General features: G+C 68.0%; 28 protein-coding genes. 2 read left to right on the plus strand and 26 right to left on the minus strand.

Annotated elements, in window-relative coordinates:
* Window positions 1–5: 5 nt before the first annotated feature.
* The 25 genes from AC067N_RS19205 to AC067N_RS19325 form a co-directional block, all read right to left on the minus strand.
* Window positions 6–2,903: a hypothetical protein gene (locus tag AC067N_RS19205; RefSeq protein WP_478680068.1), complete on the minus strand. Its 2,898-nt coding sequence runs from the start codon at window positions 2,901–2,903 to the stop codon at window positions 6–8.
* 3 nt (window positions 2,904–2,906) lie between these two features.
* The gene (locus tag AC067N_RS19210) at window positions 2,907–3,383 is read right to left on the minus strand and encodes a hypothetical protein (protein WP_478680069.1); all 477 of its coding nucleotides are present in this window, start codon (window positions 3,381–3,383) and stop codon (window positions 2,907–2,909) included.
* Window positions 3,384–3,421: 38 nt separating this feature from the next.
* On the minus strand, window positions 3,422–6,649 hold the full coding sequence (locus AC067N_RS19215; protein ID WP_478680070.1) for a hypothetical protein: 3,228 nt from the start codon (window positions 6,647–6,649) through the stop codon (window positions 3,422–3,424).
* Between the two features lie 123 nt (window positions 6,650–6,772).
* Window positions 6,773–7,186, minus strand: coding sequence for a hypothetical protein (locus AC067N_RS19220; protein WP_478680071.1), 414 nt, complete (start codon window positions 7,184–7,186; stop codon window positions 6,773–6,775).
* A 14-nt stretch (window positions 7,187–7,200) separates the two neighbouring features.
* Entirely contained in the window at window positions 7,201–7,590 is a 390-nt protein-coding gene (locus AC067N_RS19225; protein ID WP_478680072.1) for a hypothetical protein, read from the minus strand.
* Window positions 7,591–7,603: 13 nt separating this feature from the next.
* Window positions 7,604–8,080, minus strand: coding sequence for an endonuclease VII domain-containing protein (locus AC067N_RS19230; RefSeq protein ID WP_478680127.1), 477 nt, complete (start codon window positions 8,078–8,080; stop codon window positions 7,604–7,606).
* A 75-nt stretch (window positions 8,081–8,155) separates the two neighbouring features.
* Window positions 8,156–8,605, minus strand: coding sequence for a hypothetical protein (locus tag AC067N_RS19235; protein WP_478680073.1), 450 nt, complete (start codon window positions 8,603–8,605; stop codon window positions 8,156–8,158).
* Window positions 8,605–9,348 carry a hypothetical protein gene (locus AC067N_RS19240; protein WP_478680074.1) on the minus strand — a complete coding sequence of 248 codons (744 nt, stop codon included), beginning with the start codon at window positions 9,346–9,348 and terminating at the stop codon, window positions 8,605–8,607. The genes AC067N_RS19235 and AC067N_RS19240 overlap by 1 nt, the downstream gene beginning before the upstream one ends.
* Window positions 9,348–9,812, minus strand: a complete 465-nt coding sequence (locus AC067N_RS19245; RefSeq protein ID WP_478680075.1) for a hypothetical protein — start codon at window positions 9,810–9,812, stop codon at window positions 9,348–9,350. Before AC067N_RS19245 ends, AC067N_RS19240 begins: the two co-directional genes overlap by 1 nt.
* Window positions 9,812–10,198, minus strand: coding sequence for a hypothetical protein (locus tag AC067N_RS19250; RefSeq protein WP_478680076.1), 387 nt, complete (start codon window positions 10,196–10,198; stop codon window positions 9,812–9,814). Before AC067N_RS19250 ends, AC067N_RS19245 begins: the two co-directional genes overlap by 1 nt.
* The gene (locus tag AC067N_RS19255) at window positions 10,195–11,259 is read right to left on the minus strand and encodes a hypothetical protein (RefSeq protein ID WP_478680077.1); all 1,065 of its coding nucleotides are present in this window, start codon (window positions 11,257–11,259) and stop codon (window positions 10,195–10,197) included. Before AC067N_RS19255 ends, AC067N_RS19250 begins: the two co-directional genes overlap by 4 nt.
* 481 nt (window positions 11,260–11,740) lie before the next feature.
* Entirely contained in the window at window positions 11,741–12,244 is a 504-nt protein-coding gene (locus AC067N_RS19260) for a hypothetical protein (protein ID WP_478680078.1), read from the minus strand.
* Window positions 12,245–12,268: 24 nt separating this feature from the next.
* The gene (locus AC067N_RS19265) at window positions 12,269–13,654 is read right to left on the minus strand and encodes a phage major capsid protein (protein ID WP_478680079.1); all 1,386 of its coding nucleotides are present in this window, start codon (window positions 13,652–13,654) and stop codon (window positions 12,269–12,271) included.
* Between the two features lie 10 nt (window positions 13,655–13,664).
* Window positions 13,665–14,756 (minus strand): head maturation protease, ClpP-related, encoded by a 1,092-nt coding sequence (locus AC067N_RS19270; protein ID WP_478680080.1) that lies wholly within the window; start codon window positions 14,754–14,756, stop codon window positions 13,665–13,667.
* Complete coding sequence (locus tag AC067N_RS19275) at window positions 14,753–15,022, minus strand: hypothetical protein (RefSeq protein ID WP_478680081.1); 270 nt, start codon at window positions 15,020–15,022, stop codon at window positions 14,753–14,755. Before AC067N_RS19275 ends, AC067N_RS19270 begins: the two co-directional genes overlap by 4 nt.
* Window positions 15,015–16,715 (minus strand): phage portal protein, encoded by a 1,701-nt coding sequence (locus AC067N_RS19280; protein ID WP_478680082.1) that lies wholly within the window; start codon window positions 16,713–16,715, stop codon window positions 15,015–15,017. Before AC067N_RS19280 ends, AC067N_RS19275 begins: the two co-directional genes overlap by 8 nt.
* Window positions 16,716–16,965: 250 nt before the next feature.
* Window positions 16,966–18,468, minus strand: coding sequence for a hypothetical protein (locus tag AC067N_RS19285; RefSeq protein ID WP_478680083.1), 1,503 nt, complete (start codon window positions 18,466–18,468; stop codon window positions 16,966–16,968).
* On the minus strand, window positions 18,449–18,976 hold the full coding sequence (locus AC067N_RS19290) for a hypothetical protein (protein ID WP_478680084.1): 528 nt from the start codon (window positions 18,974–18,976) through the stop codon (window positions 18,449–18,451). Before AC067N_RS19290 ends, AC067N_RS19285 begins: the two co-directional genes overlap by 20 nt.
* 131 nt (window positions 18,977–19,107) lie before the next feature.
* On the minus strand, window positions 19,108–19,341 hold the full coding sequence (locus AC067N_RS19295; RefSeq protein ID WP_478680085.1) for a hypothetical protein: 234 nt from the start codon (window positions 19,339–19,341) through the stop codon (window positions 19,108–19,110).
* A gap of 26 nt (window positions 19,342–19,367) precedes the next feature.
* Window positions 19,368–19,610, minus strand: a complete 243-nt coding sequence (locus tag AC067N_RS19300; RefSeq protein ID WP_478680086.1) for a hypothetical protein — start codon at window positions 19,608–19,610, stop codon at window positions 19,368–19,370.
* 19 nt (window positions 19,611–19,629) lie between these two features.
* Window positions 19,630–19,815, minus strand: coding sequence for a hypothetical protein (locus AC067N_RS19305; protein WP_478680087.1), 186 nt, complete (start codon window positions 19,813–19,815; stop codon window positions 19,630–19,632).
* Between the two features lie 20 nt (window positions 19,816–19,835).
* Window positions 19,836–20,015, minus strand: coding sequence for a hypothetical protein (locus AC067N_RS19310; protein WP_478680088.1), 180 nt, complete (start codon window positions 20,013–20,015; stop codon window positions 19,836–19,838).
* 10 nt (window positions 20,016–20,025) lie between these two features.
* Entirely contained in the window at window positions 20,026–20,166 is a 141-nt protein-coding gene (locus AC067N_RS19315; RefSeq protein ID WP_478680089.1) for a hypothetical protein, read from the minus strand.
* A 91-nt stretch (window positions 20,167–20,257) separates the two neighbouring features.
* Window positions 20,258–20,875, minus strand: a complete 618-nt coding sequence (locus AC067N_RS19320; protein ID WP_478680090.1) for an HNH endonuclease signature motif containing protein — start codon at window positions 20,873–20,875, stop codon at window positions 20,258–20,260.
* Window positions 20,876–20,887: 12 nt separating this feature from the next.
* Window positions 20,888–21,226, minus strand: a complete 339-nt coding sequence (locus AC067N_RS19325; RefSeq protein WP_478680091.1) for a hypothetical protein — start codon at window positions 21,224–21,226, stop codon at window positions 20,888–20,890.
* A gap of 125 nt (window positions 21,227–21,351) precedes the next feature.
* Between AC067N_RS19325 and AC067N_RS19330 the strand changes: the two genes are divergently transcribed.
* The gene (locus AC067N_RS19330) at window positions 21,352–21,543 is read left to right on the plus strand and encodes a hypothetical protein (protein WP_478680092.1); all 192 of its coding nucleotides are present in this window, start codon (window positions 21,352–21,354) and stop codon (window positions 21,541–21,543) included.
* Window positions 21,540–21,785, plus strand: a complete 246-nt coding sequence (locus AC067N_RS19335) for a hypothetical protein (RefSeq protein WP_478680093.1) — start codon at window positions 21,540–21,542, stop codon at window positions 21,783–21,785. Before AC067N_RS19330 ends, AC067N_RS19335 begins: the two co-directional genes overlap by 4 nt.
* Before the next feature lie 47 nt (window positions 21,786–21,832).
* Here the strand turns inward: AC067N_RS19335 and AC067N_RS19340 are convergent, their stop codons facing one another.
* Window positions 21,833–22,468: a hypothetical protein gene (locus tag AC067N_RS19340; protein WP_478680094.1), complete on the minus strand. Its 636-nt coding sequence runs from the start codon at window positions 22,466–22,468 to the stop codon at window positions 21,833–21,835.
* Between the last annotated feature and the right edge of the window lie 185 nt (window positions 22,469–22,653).

The raw sequence follows: 22,653 nt of genomic DNA on the forward strand, positions 1-22,653 counted from the left end.
TCTCCTTACAGGGCCAGAACAGTCGGGGTAGCAAGACGGACGTCCGTGCCCGCCGCGTGGGCTTTCGTGCAGCCGTTGACGGAGCGAGTGACCGTCCACTTCTGCGGGTTGACGACCTCGAAGTCGTCGTAGCGGATCTCCACCGCCGCGCCGTTCGTGTTACCCGAGACACGGATCGACCGCGTGCCCAGCGAATGCGGCAGCACGATCGACGAGTCCGTGACCTCGATGTCCCACGTCGGCGGCTCCACCTCGCTCGCGAGCCACGCCTTGGCCTTCAACGCTGAGCCCTTGAGCTGGAGCCGCACCCGGATGAACTGGCCAGCGACATGGGTGACAGGCACGGTGACGGCGCCGATGTCGGTACCCACGTTCGCAACGATCTTCCGCAGGGCCAGCAGAATCGTGTTGGCCGTGGTGAACTCCAGGCGGGCCATGTACATGTTCTCGGAGTCGAGCATCCGCGCGGTGATCGCCCCGTACAGGCTGGCCCCAGTCGCGAGGGCGCTGGTGGTGATGCTGCCGTAGAAGTCCGCGTCCGCGCTGACCGCTGTGATCGACGTCCGACGGGTCACGTCCACCGTCGACAGGACATGCACCCCGTACCCGGAACCGACGCTGTAGTCCGACGCCGCGCCGCCGCCCACCGTGGCCCACGCCTGCCCGGTGTCAGCGCTGCCCCAGCTAGAGGCACTGGTGCGGCCGAACGCGTCCTCGATGAACCCAGTGCACGACGTCACCGTCCAGACCTCGCCGCCGGCCCGCACATTCCACGGCACCTCCGCGGAGTCGGTGGTCCACAGTCCGGTCTGCCCGGCCGACGGGGTCACATAGACGGTGGTGTCCGAAGAGGTGATCGCCGTGACGGTCTCCGTGCCGTCCGTGTCCACGCGGGCGTCCGTGCTGTCCAGGAACCCGACCGAGTTGTACGGAGACGCCGGGGCGCACAGCATGGTGATGCGGTGCTCGAACCGGGTGATGGACTCCTCGAAGCCCAACACGAGTTGGTCGATCGCATCCGGGGGCAGCCACGCCGGCGGGTTCTGCACCTGAATCCGGTCGCCCTGCCGCAGTGCAAGCACGGCCCGCTTCAACGCCGGGTTGCTGGTGAAGCTGGGGTGCGCCAGGTTCACGCTGATCTGCGGGTGCCGGGCCTCGTCAACGGTCCCCAGATGCACCCGCCATGCCGCCTGGTCCAGCAGGTCCGCCGTATCCGTGGACGCCAGGTTCAGGGTCGCATCCGACGGCCCGTACACGCCGACACCGGCCGGAGGCAGCGCCGTCGACAGGCGGCCCTCAGTCTCCTCATAGGTCTGCGATACGCCGTTCACGGTGACCGTGACCCGGTTCGCGATCCGCTGGTCGTCCTCCACCGGCACCGGCACCGCAGCCAGCTGGTAGCCCGCATAGTCCAAGACCACGGCAGGGTCCTGGGCGTACAGGCTGGCGCGGGTCCGGTAGCCCAGACCGAGAACATCAGCGGTCTCGTACAGCATCCCGCCGTCCGCGTCCACGCACTCCCGGATCAGCGACAGCGGATTCGACGAGCCCTGAGCGCCCATCTCCACCGTGTCATCGAGGTCACCCACCCACTCGAACGGAATCGCCTGCTCGGCACACAGCCGCTGGATCCGCCTGCCGGCAGCCTCGCCGATAGGGTCCACACGGACACCGAGGTCCGTAATCGCAGTGATGGTGTCCTGCACCGTGACATGCCCGACCACACCGTCCGGGAGGCCGCCTGTCGTGTCCGTGCCGATCGACGGGTCGATGAAGAACTTGACGTCCGTGCAGCGGGTCAGCTGATGCGTCCCCCGGGTCTGAGACACCGCGGTCTCCGTGCCCGACGTGAGGTCGAGCGTGCGCACCGTGTAGATGGTGCTGCTGCCGCTCTCCTCGAACTCCAGCGACACCCTCAGCCGCTTCCCTCGCACGTCCGTGTCGTGGTGGATTGGCGTGCCGAACTCGGTGCCGTCGCTGTCGTAGAACTGCAGGGTGAGGCTGCCCGGTGTGACGACGCCCGTGAAAGCGCCGCCGGGCGCGTTGTAGGACAGCTGGTAGATCGAGTGGTTGGAGACGGTGATGTCCTCCACCTGCTGCACCCGGACGATCACGTCGCCGTCTGCCGCGGCGCCCTCGGGTGGGATGTACAGCAGGAACCGGACCTGGGTGGCGGACGGTGAGTCGTACTTCGCGACACCTCCTCGCATCGCGGCGCTGGTGAACACGGGGAGCGGGGAGCTTGCGCCGAACCGCCCGTCAGAAGCAAGGTCAGGCGCCCGGTCGATGAACACCATGGGTGAGCCGGTGGTGAGCGCGGACGCAATCTGCACGGAACCGGTGGGGTCCTCGCACGGCCAGTAGGCGCGTAGCGAGCTGAGTTCGCTGATTGCGGTGCGGATCACCGACTGGTCTGCGGCTGGTCCTTGGGCGAGGCGGCGGATGATCCCGGAGACTTCGGTGTCGGTCCAGATGTCGTTGCCGGAGCGCTCCCAGTCCTGCGCCCAGTCCGACACCTCACCCCAGATGCGGTAGGACTTGCCTCCGTTGCCGTCCGGCACGGAGACACGGATCGGCTGGTTACGGCCGATCGACCCGAAGTACGCGCCGGTGGGGTTGCGGGGGTTGAACCTGCCGTCGGTGTTGCGTAGCTGCATCCCCGCGGTGGCGTGATCAGTCTGCCCGCCCTCTCCGCGGATGCCTTTCTTCAGGTCGATCTTTCCGCTGTCGTCGCGGACAAGGACGTACCCGGCGGCGCTGATGTCGACCCACTCGCCGTCAATCCACAGCTCCACCACTACGGGCTCGCCGTTCGACGCCTCCCCGGACGCGCTGAAGGGACTGGCCACGGCGCCCATGCGCCGCTGCCAGCCCATCACCCGCGCTGCAAGACCTCCCGGCATCGGTCACTCGTCCCAGCAGACCCACGTGACCATGTTCGAAGCCGACGTCGCGAACGTCGCCCGCACCCGCAGGAACTTCGAGACGGCGACGATCGGCCGCTCGTCCGGCATCCACTGGTAGACGTACGTCAGATCCGTTGCCCCGGCTGTCAGCGGGATCTCCTTCACGTCGAACACCCGGCTGGCGGTCGTCGTGCCCTCAGCCGTCGCCGTGTAGCCAGTCGCCGACGTGCCCAACGTCATCAGCGACGCAGGCGCGTTCGGGTCGAGGGGCTGCACACCCGACGCAGAGTGAGCCGTCACCGTCGCGGCGACGTCCGTCTGCAACAGCTCCACCACGCTCGCAGCGCCCGGCGCCACATCGAGACTGAACCCCCAGCTGATCAGTTGAATCTGCCGGGTGGACGGGGTGGCTATCTGCAGCATCGTCTTGATGGCGGTGCCCGTGGTCACCTTGGCCTGCGCGGCTGTGGTCGGCATCGGGCCATTCCACGTCTTGTACCGGTGCATATCACTCCCTACCTGGTGGTCTTGAAGGCGGGCTCAAGGCCGCCCCGGTTACGGACCTCACGCCGCAACGGCTCAAAGATCTGCTGCGCCACAACCCGCCCATCAAGGGTGATCGTCTGATGGATCACGATCGGCTGGCCGCCCGCGGCCGCAGCGGCGATCCGGCGGGAGTCCGGGCCCGACCGCACCCGCGAACCGACCGGCAGGTCGAGCAGCTCCGGCTCGTGTTCACCCACCCACGTCAGCCCACCCCGCACACCGCCCGACGCGGCAGCACCCACGATGCCGCCGGCCGCTTTCCTCCCCGACTTCTTCGACTTCGACGAGGCCTTCTTCAGCTCGTCCGCCAGATCATCGAGCGCCTTGACGAGCCGCTCCTGCACCTTGATCTGCCGCCCGTACAGCGCGTCCGCCGTGGTCTTCCCAGCTGACCCGGCAGCCTTCGAGATCTGCGACTGAAGCGAGTTGATCGACTTCAGTTCGCTGCCCGACGCCCGCAGCAGCGCGCCCGCCGTCTCCAGGCCGCCGCCGTCGATGCCCGCCTCGGCGACCTGCCGCAGCAGCGTGTTGGACAGGCCCCGCTTCCTCAGCCGCTTCACCGCGTCCGCGAACGCGGTCGCCTTGTCCCGGGACTGGACCAGGCCTCCCACGAGGGAGCGCACAGTGACGGGCTCGTCCCGGTCCCCGCCGCGGGTGATGTTGGCGGCCGACACGATGCCGGACTTCACACTGCTGGACAGATTGGAGGCGCTGTTCTTCAGGTCGGTCAGCTTGTCTCTGGCCTTCTCCAACGCGGAGTTCACCTTCGACAGGGCGGTGGCCATCTTCATGTGGCCCTTGACGATCGCGTCCATCAGCCGCAGCAGGCTGCGCTCGGTGTCCCCCGACGTTGCGGCGCGGATCGGGCCGCGCGCCTGCCGTGCCTCCGAGCGGACACCGCCCCGCGCGAACGCCTCCAGCCGGTACCCGAACTGCTCGGCGACTTCTTCCAGGATCGCCATCGAGCGGGGCCGCTTCGACTCGGCGAGCGGGATGTACGCCTCGCCGCCTGTTTCCGGCTCCGCCCACACCCGCCACGTTCCGGCCGGCGCGATCTGCGCGACATGCTGCTCGCGGCCGCCGTCGGCGTAGAACCGCATCACCCCGCCGTCCGCCTGCTTGAACGTGGGGGATGCGGTGGAGTCGGCCTTGCGGTAGCGGACGTCGATGTAAGAGGTGCCGAGCACCCGGCCGGAGAGGCCTCGGACGGCGCCCCAGAACCCGCTGGTATTCGCGACGATCATGCCCGTCTTACGGGGAATCTTCGCGCCGAGCGCGGCACGGATCTTCCCCCAGAAGCCGCCGGACTCGGCGTCCAGCTTCGCCTTCGCCTGCTTCTTGTCGAACGCGGCCAGCTCCCGCTTCGCGGCGGCGAGCTTCTCCTCGGCCTGTCGCTTGTCGGCGGTCAGCTTCGCCTTGCGTTCCTTCGTCAGATCAGGGTCTTTCAACTGCTTCTTGATGTGCGCCAGGCTGGCCTCAGCCTGGTCCACGTTCATCGTCAGCTTCGCCCGGTTCAGGCGCGGAACCGCTTCATCAACCAGCTCGTTGATCTTCCCGCCGACGCCGTCCATGCCCTCCCGGAACTTCGACGAGAACTCGTCGAAGCCGCTGTTCCATTCCTTGAACTTGTCGCCGACCACCGGCAGGTCACCGAACGCCGCGGCCAGACCGGACACGAGACCGTCGATCGCGAGGAGAACTCCTTCGGTCATGCCCTGGAACGCCGCGTACAAGGTGGGCAGCGTCTCCACCCCGGTGATCACCATCGAGGTGATGGCCTGCGCGATCCCCAGCAGCGCCTCACGGATCGACGCCTGGTTGTTCTTCACCCAGTCCGACAGCCCACGGAACCCGCCGTCGAGATCGGAGGTGTCGACGCCTGCGACGGCGGCGAGGGACTCGAACAGGGCGCCGCCGACCTCCTTCGCGAACGAGGAAGCGACCGACGCGCCGATCGCGAAGACCTCGTTCCAGGCGCGGAACATGTCGGCCACCAGGTCAGCGATCGGCTCCAGGGCGACCATCAGGCCGTCGAACACTTCGGCCAGCACGTTGATCTGATTGCCTGCGGTGACAAGCATCTCTCCGAGCAGTGGCCCGAACGCGTCGGAGAACGATCCGGCGATCTTGCCGAGGCTGGGGAGGAGTGCGTCGTTCAGCAGATAGGCGAGCCCGTCGATCACGTCGGCTGAGCCGTCGATGCCCTGCTCCATCTCCTTGAACATGGAGGGCAGGCCGCGGTCCAGCATGCCGCCGAACAGATTCTGGAACGCATCCAGAGAAGGCTGCGACTTGGTGCCGAAGTCGAGGAACGCCTGCGTGAAATCAAACAGGCTGTCGGTGAAGTCGCCGAAGAACTTGCCGCCCATTTCCACGTTCTTCAACAGCGACGACTTGAACGCCGGACTGTTGGCGAAGTCCGCGGCGTTCTCGACGAAGTCACCGAAGGCCTTTCCGCCTTCTTTCACGACCGGGTTCAGGCCCTTGAGGGCGCCACGCCAGTCGTCCATGCTCTTCTTGACGCCCGGCATGACGGCCTTCGAGGCGACCTTCTGCAGGTCCTCGAACTCGGGCTTGAGCTTCTTGAACTCCTTCTTCAGATCGTCCATCGCCAGCGCGGCCGCGCCACCCACGCCGGCGAGCCCGAACAGCATCGGTGACAGTGCGCCGATTGAGGGGAGCACGGAGGCGCCGAGCACGGCACCGATGCCGATCAGTGAGCCCTTCAGACCGACGCCCCCCGACGCCCCGCCGCCACCGCCGAAAGCGCCAGAGGCGCTGTTGCCCGCCACGGTCAGCCGGCCCAGGCCGCCTCGAAGGTCACCGAGGCTGCCGTTGGCGCCGTCAATCGACCCGCCGAGGTCGTCCATGTCGCGGCGCAGCGTGCGGACCGGGTCGTCCAGGTCGGCTAGGCGTGTGGCCGTGGTTCCGGCGCGGGTGTTGAAGGTGCGCAGGTTGTTCGCGGCCGCGGTGACGCTGGTGGAGAGATCGCCCATGGCGTGGGCGGTGTCGTCGGCCTGGCGGGCCAGGCGGCGTAGGGCGCGGGTGGCGTCTTCGGCTTGCTGCTCAAGCCGGTTGAGGGCTGCGGCTGCGGTGGTGGCGCGGGTGGTGAGGGTGCGGAGGGCGGTGTTGATTGCATTGAGGCCGCTGGCGGTCTGGTTGGTGACGCGTACGCGGATCTCGATGTCGTTACCCACCGCTCCCCTCCTCTCCGTCTGGTGTGCCGCGTTGTTCGATGTTGATCAGGCGGAGGAGTTCGGGGTCTTCCGCCAGCAGGGTGGTGTAGGTGTAGCCCGGGAAGCGTTCGAGGAGGCCGAGGATCAGGCGGGCACGGCGGTACTCTCCGGGGGCAGTGACAGGGTTTCCGTGGGAATCGATGCCACCAGGGATGGTTCGGTGGAGGTCGAGGGCTCGTCCAAAGGGGCGCGGACTCCGGCGACGGCGTTCTGCCAGGCGTCGATGATGGCCCAGTTGAAGTCGACGTCGAGGCTGCGGACGCCGTCGAACGTGGTGGGGACCGGGTTGCCGTCGTCGTCTTCTACGTTCCAGTCGATGAGTCGGTCGGCCATGAGTTGGAGCATGGCGACGATGGCGGTGTCGCCGCCGTCGGAGCGGGCGGCTTCGATGTCCATGACCTGGCCGGTGTTGAGGCCGCGGATGCGGACCTCCAGGCCCTCGTACTCTTCGTCCTCGAATTCGAGGGTGTAGATCTTCTGCTTCGGGCGGTAACCCATGTCCGAATGACCCCCTAAGCCCAGGTAGGTACTGAACCGTCAGCGAGAACGCCGGGCACGGTGAAGGTGAGCTCGCCGCCGTCGGCCCGGTTCAGGGGGTAGTCGGTGAACAGCATCTCCATGGCCAGCGTCTGGCCGGACACCGTGAGGGTGACCGTCCGGGCGACGCTCGTGGACGGCACGGTCTTGAACACGTCGTGGCTCATGTTCGCGGCGTCGTTGAAGACGCCGTTGCCGGTGAACGAGCCGTCGGCGAGCAGCAGCAGCCGCTCGTATGCCGACTTGTCGATGCCGGTGATGTCCTGCACGCCACGGGGGGTGGCGAACTGGATGCTGGTGAAGTCGTTCTTGATGGCTCGCGCGGTACCGGACGCATCGTCTACAGACGCCGTCGTCCACCCCAACCCGGATTCCTTGCTAATTAGAATCACTCCCTTTCTTCAGGTAATCGATCGCCGCTTCCAGCAGACCGATGTCATCTCCGAGAAGGCCGATGGCCCGATTGCAGCGATGACAGAGAAGACCTCTGACACGCCCAGTTGTGTGGCAGTGATCCACAGGGAGCCGCACGTAGGGACGCTTGGACCTGGGGTCAATGGTGCGTTCCGGCTGACGACATATGGCGCAGACGCCGCCCTGCTCTTCGAGTAGCGCGTCGTACTGCTCTGGAGTGATGCCGTAGGCCTGCTTGAGCTGGAGTCTTCGCCGGTTCGTGAGCCCCTGCTCGGTGTTGCGTGAGTACCAATCACGGGCTTGAGCGGCCGAGCACTCCTTGCATTTGCTCTTATAGAGGGTGATGCCGTTCCGCTGACCCCGCGGGGAAAAGCGGTCGTAAGGTTTGACTTCACGGCAGGAGCCGCATTCCCGCGATTCGGGACCGATGAAAAGCGTGATCCAATCTTATCCATTTCCCTGGCCATCCGGTTTCACCTCCGCCCGAATTCCCATGTGACGTACGGCGCTTCGCCGCTATCCCTTTTGCTGTGTGTCTACGAGCCCTTGCTGGTGCTCGGCGAAGTCCTCCACCCACAACTCCGGCCGCGTGTGCTGCCGAGCCGGGGCACGGAGGGGATCGCCGCGGTGGTCCCCGCCGCGAACGATGAACAGCTCCGGACGCTCCAACCGCTTCCGATGCTCGCCCGCACGGAAGCACGGCTGACCGGCCTCGAAGAGAAGCCACGTCTCGCCCTGCGCTACCTGCGCCTCACGGAAGTGGCGACCGCACGTCTTCGCCGTGTGCAGCAAGTCCGGCGTCAGGTTCTCCACCCGAACCCGCCAGCCCCGCAGATAGTCGGGGCAGTCGATCTCCGCGCAGGTAGCGGGCCGGAAGTGCGACGAGAGCGGAGCAGCGATCTGGTACGTCTTGTACGCCGCCGCCGGCAGCGCCGGTTCGACACGGTTGATGGGCCGCTGGATCATCAGAAGGTCACCCCCTCGATCTCGTTCTTCACCAGCACGACAGCGAACGCGAGCGAGGAGAAGCCGCCGGTGGTGACGGTGACCGCGCGGACGTAGCGGCGGATGGTCGCCGTGTTGGCGGTGGCGATCCGCTCGGCGGTGTTCCCGGCGGTGAGCTGGGTGAACGCCAGCCCGGCCACATCGGTGAAGCTGGAGTTGTCCGCCGAGTCCTGGATCTTCACTGTGACGTCCGTGCCCGTGAACGCGAACGCGCACAGGTAGGCCTGCGCGCCGAAGTCCGCCGACGCCGTCGTGTCGATGCTCGTGCCGTTCGTCGCCGCCGTGTCGGTGCGGATGCCCGCAGTCAGGGAGCGGCCCCACTCGACACCGAACCCGTTGCACTGAAGATCGAACTGGAAGAGGAAGCTGCCGTCGTCGCCGCGGTTGCCGTCGTAGTTGACCTGCTTCGACACCTGGCACGCGGCCGGATTCCCGAGCGTCGTACCCCGGAAGTACAAGCCGTGGACATCCGTGCGCGGCAGGGAACTGAGGCGCGGGTGCACCCGGTCGGTGCCAGGGTTGAAGTAGCACTGGCCGGTCATGCCGCCGGTGCGGAGGCCGCCCTTGCGTTCCATCGCGCTCTTGTCGATGCCGGTGAAGGGCAGCGCGGCCGGGCCGCCCGACGTGGCGATGCTGTTGATGTCGCCGGATACGTCGTAGCCGTGCAGGTAGAAGTTGTCACCCATGCCGCCTTGCTTGGCCACTACGGCACCTCCGTCCAAAGGTCGTTGACGATGACAGGCACCGAGATCGTCATCACGCGGTACAACACCCCGTCCTGCGTCAGATAGCCCGCCTGCACGCTCAGCGGGGTGCCGTTCGAGCCGAGCAGGTCCACGTGGCGGACCAGCCCGCCGAGGGTGAAATCACCCGCGTAGGCGGCGCACAGGGCGTCCACGGCGGCGAGCATGTTCGGGTCGATCGCGTCGGCCGGCTCCGACTGTGCGGAGCCGTAGATCCGCACGTTGAACACGAGGAGCACCGACACCGAGTCCAGGCCGGATGAGCGCAGCGGGGTGACACGATCGACCCACACCGCCGCGGTGAGGCCGCCCGTGGTGGGTGCGTTCTTCGGCTCGTGGCCGTTGACGGTCTCGAAGTGCCCGGACGCGCTGGCGTGCGAGGTGACGGCGTCGGTGAGGCTGAGGATGTCGAGAGGCACCGCCATCACCCGCCCATCTCAGGGAGGCGGCGGCGTACCGCAGCGTCAGCGATCTGCGGGCCGCGGGCAGCGACCGCTTGCTTTGCCGCCCGCCAGTGCCCGTATCCCTTGAACCGCGTGACCGGGGCGTTCCGGGAGCCGACGCCCTCCAGCCACGGCCCGTAGATGACGCCCTGGTCGTGGACGAGGGACACCTCGTCGGAGACGCGTTCGGTGGTGATGCGGGTCTCGTAGTACGGGGTGCGGGTCTTGAAGTGCGCGGAGGTGCCCATGAGGACGCGCTCCTCTGCGTAGGCGCTGATGTCGTCGAGTGCGTCGTCGCAGGCCTGTTCCATGGCCCGTTCGGCGCGCCCGTCGAACCACGGGCCGGACGTGTGGATGCTGACGCTCATACCGCTCTCACCCGGCCTTTCCTGCCGTAGGAGGCGTACACGCGGTCCCGGAGTCCCTTGAGCATGCCGGTGTCCATGGCGCGCTCACTGGTGCCGCCGTCACCCGACTTGCGGACGCGCGCGTACCCGGACAGTTCGTTGGTGACCTGCGCGACCGCCTCAGCGATCGTCAGGTCTCGGACCGGGCCGGGCGGGTCCCAGCGCAGGATCGGCGCGCTGGAGGAGTGCGTGGCAGCGGTCGTGCCGAGCGCCCCGCGGGTGACGGTGAGGGTGCGCAGGGCGTAGATGTCGACGCCGGCGGCGTGGGCGGCGAGCACCGACCCGTCCCACGCGCGTTTCACGGTCAGGTTGTTGCCTGCGATGTCGACGATGAGCATCCGCTCGGACTCGATGAGGATGACCTCGTCCATCGCGTACGCCGTACCGTCCGAGACCGCGACGGTCACGGAGTTGGCCTGGGCCGTCAGCCCGGCGCCGCCGAGGTTCTGTCCGGTGTCCGCCATCGTCCGGCCGGTGACGATCATCCGCTCGCTGTCGACCCGGATCACCGAGCCCACCCCGAGGAGCGCGGCCGCCGTACCGTCGACGTCCACCCCGGTCTCGGATGCGTCCAGGGCCTCGGTGATCGTGCCCGCCGTGGTCTCGTCGTTGCTGTACCCCCACAAGCCCGTGATGGAGATCGAGCGCTGGTGGGTGTCGCCGCTGCTGAACGCGGCCGTGGAGTCGAGGTCGATCTCCACGTGGGTGTACGGGGGGCCGTACTCGTTCGGTTCGAGGAAGTAGTCGCTGCTGGCGATCGTGGTGCCGCCGGAGGTGAGGGTGGTGACGGAGATGAGGGTGTTGGCGTTCAGCCACAGTCGCCACGGCGTCCCGGTCTGCGGGCCCGGGTAGGGGAACGACTTGGTGGCCGTGGTCGGGGCGAACGTCGTGCGCTTACACAGCGACTCGACGTCCCGCGACGCCGACTCCAAAGCACGGTCGATCTGCGCGCTGTTGCGGGCGGTCAGCTTGGAGTCGGGGGCGCGCATGACGTCCTCACGGGTGGCGTACCAGACGCCCATCTCTCATCACCTCCTCTCAGGTCTCGTTGTGGCGGTCGGGGCTACTCGCCGCTGTCAGCAGCCGACGTACCGTCCTCCGGGCCGCCATCCGTCGAACGGGCAGAAGACCTCCCCGTCCGGGCCCTGCCGGAGCGGCTCGCCGTCGTTCGGGCAGGCTTCCGGGTCCCGCTGCCGCTCGTCGCGGGCGTTGGCGGCGGCCTCTCGGAGGATGTCGATGAGTCCTTGCCAGCTGATACGTCCTCACCGCCTTCCGGCTCGCCCACGGGCGGCGCGGTCTCGGGCTCCTCGCCCGCGATGCTCGCCCCACCGTGGCGGGTGATCTTCGGCATGTCGTCTTCCTCCTCGGTGCCGACGGGAAGGCTGGCCCGGATACCGAGCGCCTCGGCCGAGCCCTGCTCCGCGTGACGCTCCGACCCGCAGTGGGGGCACAGCCGCACCCCCACCGCGAACCCGGTCGTGCAGTCCAGACAGACCCGCAAGGTCACAGCAGGTCCGCAAGGAGTTCGGGCGACCGCTGCGCCATCAGGTCGTAGGTGATGGCCAGCACGCAGCCGAGCTTCCCGGCCGTCGCCCCGGAGTCGGTGGTGTTGACGGACACCCACCCGTAGCCGTCGCTGAGGGCTGCGACGGGCACCTCAACGACGGCGATGATCTGGTTCTCACCCTCGTCGTCGCCGAGGTCGACCTCGGACGCGGCGGTCTGGGTGTGCTTCGTCCACTGCTCGTCGTTGTCGAGCGTCGCCTCCCGCTTGGAGAACCAGCGGGTCACGACGTCCAGGTCCGCCGTGGTCCCGCCGGACGCGGCGGTGTGCTGCTGCACGTCCAGGTCGACATCCTCGCCGGCCGTGCCCGCCTCAGCGAAGTACACGAACGCGACGCCGGAGCAGTCGGAGACGCGGACGCGGGTGCCGGTCTGGGCGCCGCTGGCCAGGTCGACCGGAGGGATGACGGATGCGATGTTGAAGAGCCTGCCGAGCGCTTCCATGGTGTGTTCTCCTTCTGGCGCCGGTCAGGCGGCGAGCTTGACGATCGGGGACAGGGTGGAGCCGCCGTTGGCGGGGGTGATGGCGGACTGGAGCCAGGGGCGGCCGTCCACGCGCTCGATGATGCGGAAGGCGATCTCGTCGGTCTCGAAGTACCGCTCCTCGGACTGGCGGGCCTGCATGGCCTGCCGGTCGCCGATCAGGTAGAACCCGAAGTCGATGAGGCTGATGTCGCCCGCGCTGCCGAGGGCGGGAACCTTCTCGCTGACGACGATCGGCAGGCCCATGAGGGTCATGGGCGGGGAGCCGATGGCCTGTCCGCCGTTGAGCCACAGGCCCGGGGAGGCGGCGCCGACGTTCTCGGTTCCGGCGACGTTCTGCTGCACCATCCGCATGTTCAGCAGCTGCGGGAGGACGTTGTTGGAGACGACCCACACCGCACGCGACAGGGACTGCGGCAGCATCCTCGCGTACATGTTGATCACGTCCTCGAACTTCACCAGGTTCGAGGTCGTCCGAGTGACGGGGACAGCGCAGTTCGCGTTGAGGACTCCGAGGGGCTTGGCGACACCGTCGCCGGTGAGGAACGCCGTGTCCTCGAAGAACGACAACGCCTCCGGGAACAGCTGGTTGATGAACGCAGAGAAGGAGACGAGGCTGTCCTGCATCAGCTCGGACGGCACCTTCGCGAAACCGGTGAGCTTGCGGGCCTCCAGGGTGACGCGGCCGAAGCGGGCCTGCGACTCGGTGAGCTGGCCGCCCTCCTCGGTCCAGTAGCCGACGATGCCGCCGTACACGCTGTTGACGTTGGTGGTGGAGTCGATCGCCGGGAACGGGACCCGCAGGGTTTCCATCGGGATGATCCGGGCGCGCGGCCGGACGACCGAGGTCTCCAGGGAGACCCGCAGCAGCTCGGAGCGGAGGCTCTCGGGGATGAGGAAGCCACCGTCGGAGGGGATGTCGCTGCTGTAGTTCTTCAGCTGCGCGAGCTTCGCCGAGATCTCGGGGGTGTTGGCGTCGCCGCCCGTACGAGCGATCGCCCGGAACAGCTCACCGGAGCTCGCGAACAGGCCGTCGACCTTGGCGCCCTCGGCGGCCTTGTTGTACAGGCCACGGCCCTGGAGGGTGGCGTCGACAGTCGCGTAGGGGTCGAGGGCCTTGTTGCTGAGGTCGGGGCGCTTGACGTCCTGGCCGTTCTCCCGCAGGAAGTTGGCGAATTCCTTCTGCGCCGCCTCCTTCACGAGCCGGTCGAGGTCGGTGCCGTCGCCCTGTGCCGTGTTGCGGTAGGCGTCCATGTAGTCCGCGAGGGTGTCCGGGGACGTGAGAACTTCCTTGCGAACGTTCGGGTCGTGCAGCTGCTCGCGAAGCTCGTCGCTGTTGCGCGGGACGGGCGTCTTGGTCGGTGTGGCCACTGTGCCTCCTTCAGGCTGCCGTCGCGCTGGACGACGCTTTCTCGGGCTCGGTCAGGTGGGAGACGAGCGCCGACCAGTCGTCTGCGTCGTCCTGCGTGAGGTGGGCGACCATGGCCGTCCACGCGTCTTCGGGCTCCGGGTCGGCTTCCGGGGCTGCTGGCGGGGGTTCGAAGGTTGGCCCGGCCGTGTCGGTGGCGGTCGGCGTCTCCGCCACGGCCGGTGTCTCAGGCCCCGCCACAGGGGCGGGCTCCACTACCGCCTCAGGCTCCGAGGTGACCCCGGCCGCCTGGAGGACGGAGGCGCGGAGCTTCTCGACGAAGTCGGCGCCGAGCGCGGCCGCGATGTCGATCGTCAGCGTCGGCTTCGCCGGCTCGGGCTCCGGCTGCTTCGGCCCGGCGTACCCGTACGCCGTGAGGTCGAAGGCGCGCGCCATGTCCGGCTGCTCCTCCTCGGTGGGTTCCACGGGAGTCCCGGACTTGGGGGCCTGGAGCGCCGCGTCGGCGAGCCCGTTCTCGACGGCATCCTCGGGGAGGTACCAGGTTTCCGCCCGCATTCGGGCCCGCCATTCGTCGCGGGTGCCGCCAGCGCGCTGGGCGTAGGCGTCGGCGATGTTGTCGGAGATGAGGTCGAGGAGTTCGGCCATCTCCTCCATGTCGGCCGCGTTTCCGAGGCACACGCCGGAGGCGTCGTGGATCATCAGCATGGTGTTGGGGGCCATCTCGATCCGGTCCCCGGCCATCGCGATCACCGAGGCGATGGAGGCGGCGATCCCGTCGACCTGCACGGTGACGTTCGCCGGATGGCTCCGGAGAGCGTTGGCTATGGCGATGCCCTCGAACACCGACCCGCCAGGGCTGTTGATCCGTACCCGCAGGTTCGGTGCCGTCACCCCGCGCAGGTCCGCGATGAACTGGTCCGCGGTCGCCCCGTACCAGCCGCCGACCTCGTCGTACAGCATCACCTCCGCCTCGTCCGGGGCGGTGGCGTTGGTGATGCGGTACCAAGGCTGCGCCTCGATGCCGTGCTGGGCGCGGAGCTTGTCGGCCTTCTCCCGCTGGCTGGCCGCGAAAGCGACTGCCTTGCCGGGCATAACGATGTTCACGACGTGGCCTCCTCGGCGGGCGGGGTCCAGCCGAGCCGGACCAGCAGATCGCGGGTCTCCTGCGGGATGACGACCGTCGCTTCGACCTCGCTGGTGAGGTCGTGAACCATCACGCCGAGGGTGGCCTCCGGGAGGCCTCCGGGCCGAAGCTTCAGGTCCACGGCGTCGAGCACCGAGCTGATGTCCTGGCCGTCGAGCTGGACATTGCCGACGACACCGTCGCTGGCGATGCGCAGCCTCCCCGTGCGGGTTCCGTGCTTACTCATCGCTGCCACCCTTCCGGCCGCGCTTGACGACCTTGCAGCGGCATTCGTTGCCGTACTCCGCGCCCGTGCAGTTCACGTAGCCGGAGCCCCCCGGGTAGTCCTTGTACGCGGCAGCCCGGTTGCGGTAGAGGCGGCCGTCGTTGTCCGCGCACGGCCCGCACGTGTTGTCGTCGATGACCGCGACGGCCTCCCACCGCATCGCGTTCTCAACATCCGCGCCCTCGCCGCCGTCGCCCGTCAGACCGGACACGAGCGCCTGCCACGAATCCGTCGGCCCCCCTGCCGGGCCGTCTTCCGGCCTCGCAGCGGACGGCGGAGGCGCGATCGCGGGCGTCGGCTTGTTCGGCGGCGGCGTCGCGAGGTTGAGCCCGGCGCCGGCCCGGTTAAGGATCTCCCGCGCCTCGTCCCAAGTGATGCACACGTCGACACCGAGGTAGATCGACTGGATCATATCGCCCAACTCGCGGGGGCTGATCGTCCCGTCACCGCCCGCTGCTGCGGCTGCTTCCATCTCTGGCAGGCCGACGGCGGAGAGGATGCCGTCCGGCGCCCACATGCCCGTCTCGGCGAGCGCCTTGGCCGCGTTGGCGCGGGCGGTCAGCGTTGCTGCTTCGATCTCCGGGTCGGGCGGGGTCGGCGGCTCGTAGTCGAACTCCAGGCCCTCGGCAGTCTTGCCGAACATGGGCAGGAGCTCGTTGTTCAGGGCGCCCTTGATGCGCTCAAGGCGAGGCACAGTCTGCTGCTCCGCGAACCAGCTCTTGGCCGCCAGGGCGCTCGCCCGGTTGATGTCCTCGAAGTCACCGATCGCGGACTTGGAGATGCCGTACGCCTCACGCACTGCGTCACGGGTGGCGCCGCGGAGTTCCACGAACTGCATGTCCCGCTGGCTGATGGTCCGGTCGGACCACTTCGCGCCGTGCTCGATGATCGCAACTTTGTGGGCGTTGTTCACGCCCTTGTGCTGTTCCGCCCAGCGTTCCCGCATCTCGTCCCACTCGCGATCGTCGAGATGCACCGGGACCTCGATGACGCCGCCGGGCTGCGCCGAGTTGAGGAAGAACGCCCGCGCCCACTCCGCCGCATACCGGCTGGTGTCCAGGTCGGGGAGGATCGACAGCACCGGGGAGAGGCCGCGGTACGGGTCGAGGGGGTTCGGCCGCCGCAGTTGGATGACCTCGTTGAGTTCGAGGGGGATCTGCTCGCCGTCCGGGCTGGTGTAGACGTAGCCCTTCAGGAAAGCGTCGCGGTCCGGGACGGGGCTCATGCGGTCGGGGCGGACCGGCCACATCTCCAGCGGCAGGTCGACGCCGGGGTGGCGGGCGATGACCCACCAGGCTTCGCCGGTGAGGTCGAAGTGCTGCTGCTGGGCTTCGATGAACTCCTGCCGCGGCATGAACTTGTTCGGGGAGTTCCACAGGTCGAGGGCCGCGTGTGCGGTGACCTCGGTCCGGTCTTCTTTCCGGCCTGACCGGGCCTTGCGGTAGAGCTTCCAGTCGACGAGGGCGGTCGCATTCGACGTGCGGTCGACGATTGCGAAGAGGGTGCCGACCGAGGACATGGCCCGCATTTGGCCCTCGGCAGTGCGGTTCGCCCCGAACAGGCCACCGTAGGACTGGGAGCGGCTGGTGAAGGGGACGGGCGGGGTGGCTGTGGCGGCTCGGTTGAGGAGCGCGCCGAGGAGGGTTCTGGCCACCTGCCCCTCCCTTGCTATGTGCCGCTGTAGAACCGCCAGTTCAGGACGAGGCAGCCGACGCCGAGCGCGGCTGTCCCGGCCGCCACACCAAGCCACATCATGGCGGAACCTGACAACAGCATAATCCCAGTCGTGTCAAGCACAACCGGCATGGCCCTATTCAATCCCTGCAACCACCTGCGCACAGGCATCTTCCTGCTGTTCGTCACGGCTCCACCCCGCCTCACCCGCTCTTGTAGGTATCTCACAACTACAGCCATCCCCGGACCCGCGGACGGCCCGCAGAGTAGAACGCCAACAGCAGCGCATCCGCGTTGTCCGGCGACCTGCCCAGCCGCTTCCTGATCTCGTCCTTCGGCTCCACCTGAACCCGGCCCTGCGCATCCGCCTGCCACAACGGCTCCAGCAACTGAGCCACCGTCGTGTCCGCGTTCTCCATCGCCGACAAGTCCCAGCCCCCACGCTCGGACAGGCCGCGGGCGATCTCCCACCAGATCTCAGCACGCAGGTTCTTGAACTTGTCAGGCTTGCTGGACTTCTCCCCCACGTTCACCGCGAGGACGTGCGCCGAGTGCTCGCCGCGGCCGGCAGCGTTGCGGAGCTCGCCGATGACCCCGAAGCCCACGCCGATGCTGTCGACCTTGACGGCGGTGGCGCCGGACTCCTTGATGGCCTGCACCACCATCGGCGCGATCTTCTCGGGCCGGTCCGTGTGCGCCCGCCACTCCCTGCCCGCCCGCTGGCCTCGGCGTTCGCGGATGACGGTCTCGTCTCCGCCGCCGCCGACATCCACGCCGAGCTCCACCGGCTGGAGTTCTTCGGCGGTGAGTTTCTTCTCGGGGTCGATGCGGCAGCGCGCCACGTCGCTTGCGCGGACGACCTTGTTCGGGGCGTCCTCGCTGAACTCGCCGAGGACCTTGCTCTTGTAGAGCGGGTTGTCCTCGCCCCACTCCTGCGCTTTCTCCTCCACCCACTCGCGGCCGACGAGGGCCTGCGCCACATCGTCGGGGACTTCCTCGCCGGTGAGGTTGGGGGACTCGAACGCGCTGATGCCGATGACGTGCCAGCCGCTCCCGGGCTGGCACACCTTCCGGAAGTGGCTCGATGGGTTGTCGGGGTTGCCGATCGCGAGGATGCGGCAGTCGGCGTTCGTCGTCAGCGCGTCCGCCGCCACCCACAGCTGCTCCGGAATGCCGCACGCCTCGTCGAGGATGACGAGGACGTAGCGGGCGTGGATGCCCTGGAACGCAGACTCGTCGTGGTCGGCGGGCTTCCGGCCGAACGCCACCATCTCGTCGTCGATGTGCCACTCGGTTTGGTTGACGCGGCCGGCGAGCTTCCCGCGGCGGTGGACGCGTCGGATGTACCGCCAGAGGATGGCGCGGACCTGGGCGAAGGTGGGCGCGCTGGTGACGACGAACGCCTCACCGGGCGGGTGGGTGTCGAGCCACCACGCGGCGACCAGGGAGGCGGTGTGGGACTTGCCGACGCCGTGGCAGGAGCGCACGGCGGTGCGTCGATGGTCACGGATCGACAGCATGATCTCGCGCTGCTTCGACCACACCGTCTGGCGGAGCCGCTCGGTGACCCAGCCGACAGGGTTGTGGGCGTAGAGCCGGGCGCGGTCTTGCATGCCGCGGCGGTCGACCTTGCGCTTCAGCTGGTCGCGGATCTCGCGGAGGGCTTTGGTGTCGCCGGCGCGCACCAGTTGCTCGACCTGGGCGCGGACGGTGTCACGCGTCGGGGTCGTCACGGTCGTCGCTGTCTGGGCCGAGGGCGGTGTCGAGGAGGCGTCCGATTTCGCGGCCGAGTTGTTCGGCTTCGACGCTGACGCGGTTGGGGGCGTCGAGGCCGAGGAGGCGGCGGAAGCTTTCGCGGCCTCGGAGGAGCCGGTCGAAGGCTTTGAGTTTCATCTCGTCGTCGATGATGGGTTGGCCGTTGTCGTCGTGGACGACGTGGCCGTGGGAGACGAGGACGTGGTCGCGGTGGAAGATGTCGAGGACGTTGTCGTAGAGGGTTTCGAGGCGGGCGACTTCGAGTTCCATGAGGGCTTTGCCGGGGGTGGCGACGGCGTCTTGGATGGCGCGTCGGCAGGCTTTTTGTGCGCCGGACTTGTCGGCGAAGCCGAGTTCGTCGGCGATTTTCTGGTAGGTCCAGCCTTGGGCTCGGAGTTCGGCTGCTTGGGCGTCGCGTTTGGCGGCTTCGGTGGTGCGGACGTATTGGCCGCGGCCGCTGCGGGCGTCTTGGTTGGGGTTGGCCACGTCCCGCCCTCTTCTCGCTGGTTACCATCTGTCGTGGTTTGATGGTAACGAGGTGTGCAACCGGTTGGGCGTCGGTGCATGCGGGTGAGGCCCCACTCCGGGCGGGAGTGGGGCCTCTGGCATGCAGCAGGTCAGGCGCGGGGGTCGGCTGGATCTTCGGGTGTCCACGCCGAGATTTCGGCGATGCGGTCGACTGCCTCCTGCCTCAGGGTCTGCACCTGATTCACGAGTTCGGGTCGGGCGTGGTCGGGGACGTACGTGGCGACGCTGGAGGCGAGGTCGCTGTAGGCGGTGATCAGCCCTTGGGTGAGTTGGATGAGGGCGCCGAGGGGCGGGTCGACGGGTGCGGGTTGGGTGTCGGTCATGTGGTTCATCCTGTCGGGTCGGGCGGTCAGGCGGGGTTGTCCTGCTGCTCCAGGGCCAGAAGCTCCTGGATCGCGTCGTCCAAAGTCAGCGGCGCCTCGTCATCGGGGGCGTCGTCGTCGAACTCGACGATCCGGGGGTCGGCTGGGTCGGAGCAGTCGAGGCGATACCAGCCGTCCGGGTCGAGCCCTACCCACGGGGGGCAGGTGCACGGGGAGGTGGGGAGCGCGTACCACTGCATCGTGTGGCAGTCCAGGAAGTGGCTGGCCATGACGGGTTCTCCTGTGCGGTCAGGCGGTGGGCTGGTGGGGGGTGTGGTCGGGGCAGTAGTCCCGGCCTTCGACGTCGCTCCACCCTTCGGCGGAGAGGGACCGGCGGTGATCGGCGGCTTCCTTCTCGCGGGGGGTGGGCTGGAAGGCGGCTTGGAGGGAGTACTCGTCGCAGTCGTCGTGTGCGCAGCGGATGGTGTGGGCCATGATTGCGATCCTTCGCAGAGTCAGAAGTGCGGGCATTGGACGTGGTGGCCGTCCGCGTGGTGGCAGTGACTGCACGGGATGGCGGCGGCGCGGCAGGGGCAGTCGGGGTGATGCTGGCGGGTGACGGTCATGCCGTCGGTGTGGCGGGTGACGATCGTGATGATGCGGTGACCGTCACGGATACCGGTGATCTGAGGCATGACGGGTCCCTTACGGGTTGCGGTGGTTGAGGCGGTCGGCGAGCTGGCGGGCGCCGACCTGGACGAGGCCGGTCCATGTGGCGCCGGTGTGGGTGTCGATGACGTACCAGCCGGAGCGGGCTTTACGGATCCGGTAGCGGGGGCGGGTCATGGCGGGCTCCTAGGCGGCAAGGGCGTCAGCCAACAGGTCGACGCGGGCGACGGCGGGGCAGTCGACGGGGTAGAGGACGGTGACGGTGGCGTCAGACAATCTCGCCAGCGATCGAGTCGAGGCGGTCGGCGGTTTCGAGAAGTTCGGCGATGGCGGACTGGAGCGCCTTGGCCGCAGCGCTCGGGCCGTGAGCGACTGGTCTGGGAGCAGCAGTGTCGGCGAAGTCCGGCCCGTAGAGGGCGAGGATCTGCTTCGCCCACTCCACCTTGTCGGCCACTCGCTGGCCGTAAGGCTGGCTGGTGGACCAGAGCTCCAGGTTCTCGATCCGGTTGTCGTCGCGAACGCCGTTCTTGTGGTGCACCGTCTCGCCGGGGAGGAGCGGGCGGCCGAGATGCTCGGTCATCACGACGATGTGCTCCATTACGTAGCCGGAGCTCCGCTGCGAGTTGGGGTGTTCAGGCAAGCGGATGAGGCGATACCCGGAGTTGCTCTGCACCCCTCCCTTCCAGTTGGGGCTGAGCTCAGCCTTCCGGCCGCACGACTTACACATCCCTGTCTCGGTGTGGAGAGAGATCAGTTTGTTGCACACCTTGCAGCGGTGCTGCATCCGCGCCTTGCGGGCTTGGTAGAGACAGGGGTGGCACTTCCTGTGCCCCGTTCCGAGCTTGCGGGTCTCGCCGCAGACGCTGCACTCACCGATCTTCGACATGCGGTTCCTTAATCAGGCGGCCAGCGCGAGCTTGGCGGCGGCGGTTTTGTAGGCGGGCTTGCGGGGGCGGTAGATGACGGCGATGCGGGCGACCTCGGCGGGGGTGTAGCGGGTGCACTGGCGGGCGCGGCCCTTGGTGTAGGAGACGCCGGTCGCGCCCTGCACGCCCGCCTTGGCCGCGTTCTTCCGGAGGGACCCGGCGACAGTGCGGGCTTCCTTGATGCCGAGGCCGGCGGCGATGCAGTGCTGGGCGAGGGTGCCGTTGCCGTTGCGGCGGATCTTCGCGGCGGCGTGGGTCTGGGTGCGGCGCTGGCGGAGGGTGGCGCGGCGGGTGCGGTTGGTGGCGATCATCTTGGACTCCCCCTGCTGCGGTGCGGTTTCTGTAATACAAGAATGCACCCGGACCGGCAGGGTTGTCAAGCGGCATGCGCAGGTGAATAGTGGTTCCTGTAATACAGCCATCTTGAGGAGGACCCATGGCGCGGCCCGCCACCGGTCAAACGCCAGTCGTCACGTTCCGACCACCACAGCAACTGAGAGACGAGTTCGACGAGGAAGCCAAGGCGGCAGGACGCACCAGATCAGACGCGCTGATCGAAGCCATGCACGACTGGCTCAAGAAGCGACGCCGCGAGCGCCCGGCGGGCAGCGAGGAGACCACCCCATGAGCGTGGAGATCGAACTCGTCGGCAGCCCGGCTGATGGCAGGCGCCTCGCGATCCCGGGCGACCCCATGGACCCGCCCTCCACGTGGGAGGTCTACAGCGCTCCCTCCGGCCGCACGTGGGCCACGGCCAAGCAAGGGCAGGCTGTCGGTGCGGGCATGAGCAGGCTGATCTACCGTCGCGAGATCAACCCGGGCGACGACGGCCCGCTCTGGCTCTACCGCTACGACGGACCCACCGCATGACGAAGGCCCCGCCCGAACACCCAGGCGGGGCCTCACCACTGCTACGACTACTTCACATTCCCCGCGAACACCGCCACCTCAGACTCCATCGACGGCGCCAACTCGACCTGCAAATACTCCTCCCCCTTCGGCAACTCACACGCCACCGTCGCCTTCGCCACCCGACCCGGCCGCAACTTCATCGACGGCATCCCATCCAACCCGTCATCGAAGATCTGCTCCGCCTCGCGGCTCTCCTCGCCGTAGAAGCACATGACGTACCCCGTGCCGACGTCGACCACAGCATCCGACTTGTTGTTGATCTTCACCGTGAACGCGACGTACGACGTGCTGGCCGGCGCCGCGTACTCCGACGACACGCCGCGCTTGTAGTCGGACAGGGCTACTTCCACGCCGTCCTCGTACTCCACGCCGTCCGTCAGCCCCATAATCTCCGGCCCGGTGTCCTCCGGTTCAGGTTCGGGTTCCGTGGCGGCGGTGACCGTCTCGTCAGCCGGGCTGCTGCTGCTCGCTGACGCGGGGGTGTTGCCGTCGCGCGTGTTGACGACCACCACCCCCGTCGTGACGATCGCCGCGATCAACAGGGCGGCCGACCCGATGATGATCGCGTTCGTGCGGTTCTTCTTCGACGGCGGGGCAGGCGGCGGAAACGCGGGCGGCGGTGGTGGCGTGGTGTTGCTCATGGTCCCCCCAAGGACGTCGTGCGTGCCCGGATCGTAGCGGCCGGCAACCCGCGCGACGAGACACACACGAGAAAGGCCCCACTGCCGGCCAGGGGGGGGAGGGCCGGGCAAGTAGGGCCACGGGGGGTGGATCCAGTGTGGCAGACGGGGTCGGATCAGGGGTCGAACGGCCGCGCGCCGACAGC

This window comes from Streptomyces sp. NPDC042364 (assembly GCF_056437585.1).

Coding starts and splice junctions, on each gene's coding strand:
- AC067N_RS19235 (WP_478680073.1), bottom strand. CDS start 8,605: ATGATCCAGCGGCCCATCAACCGTGTCGAACCGGCGCTGCCGGCGGCG.
- AC067N_RS19255 (WP_478680077.1), bottom strand. CDS start 11,259: ATGGGCGTCTGGTACGCCACCCGTGAGGACGTCATGCGCGCCCCCGAC.
- AC067N_RS19210 (WP_478680069.1), bottom strand. CDS start 3,383: ATGCCGACCACAGCCGCGCAGGCCAAGGTGACCACGGGCACCGCCATC.
- AC067N_RS19260 (WP_478680078.1), bottom strand. CDS start 12,244: ATGGAAGCGCTCGGCAGGCTCTTCAACATCGCATCCGTCATCCCTCCG.
- AC067N_RS19220 (WP_478680071.1), bottom strand. CDS start 7,186: ATGGGTTACCGCCCGAAGCAGAAGATCTACACCCTCGAATTCGAGGAC.
- AC067N_RS19325 (WP_478680091.1), bottom strand. CDS start 21,226: ATGATCGCCACCAACCGCACCCGCCGCGCCACCCTCCGCCAGCGCCGC.
- AC067N_RS19310 (WP_478680088.1), bottom strand. CDS start 20,015: ATGCCTCAGATCACCGGTATCCGTGACGGTCACCGCATCATCACGATC.
- AC067N_RS19275 (WP_478680081.1), bottom strand. CDS start 15,022: ATGAGTAAGCACGGAACCCGCACGGGGAGGCTGCGCATCGCCAGCGAC.
- AC067N_RS19245 (WP_478680075.1), bottom strand. CDS start 9,812: ATGGCGGTGCCTCTCGACATCCTCAGCCTCACCGACGCCGTCACCTCG.
- AC067N_RS19205 (WP_478680068.1), bottom strand. CDS start 2,903: ATGCCGGGAGGTCTTGCAGCGCGGGTGATGGGCTGGCAGCGGCGCATG.
- AC067N_RS19250 (WP_478680076.1), bottom strand. CDS start 10,198: ATGAGCGTCAGCATCCACACGTCCGGCCCGTGGTTCGACGGGCGCGCC.
- AC067N_RS19320 (WP_478680090.1), bottom strand. CDS start 20,875: ATGTCGAAGATCGGTGAGTGCAGCGTCTGCGGCGAGACCCGCAAGCTC.
- AC067N_RS19295 (WP_478680085.1), bottom strand. CDS start 19,341: ATGACCGACACCCAACCCGCACCCGTCGACCCGCCCCTCGGCGCCCTC.
- AC067N_RS19340 (WP_478680094.1), bottom strand. CDS start 22,468: ATGAGCAACACCACGCCACCACCGCCGCCCGCGTTTCCGCCGCCTGCC.
- AC067N_RS19305 (WP_478680087.1), bottom strand. CDS start 19,815: ATGGCCCACACCATCCGCTGCGCACACGACGACTGCGACGAGTACTCC.
- AC067N_RS19315 (WP_478680089.1), bottom strand. CDS start 20,166: ATGACCCGCCCCCGCTACCGGATCCGTAAAGCCCGCTCCGGCTGGTAC.
- AC067N_RS19330 (WP_478680092.1), top strand. CDS start 21,352: ATGGCGCGGCCCGCCACCGGTCAAACGCCAGTCGTCACGTTCCGACCA.
- AC067N_RS19335 (WP_478680093.1), top strand. CDS start 21,540: ATGAGCGTGGAGATCGAACTCGTCGGCAGCCCGGCTGATGGCAGGCGC.
- AC067N_RS19300 (WP_478680086.1), bottom strand. CDS start 19,610: ATGGCCAGCCACTTCCTGGACTGCCACACGATGCAGTGGTACGCGCTC.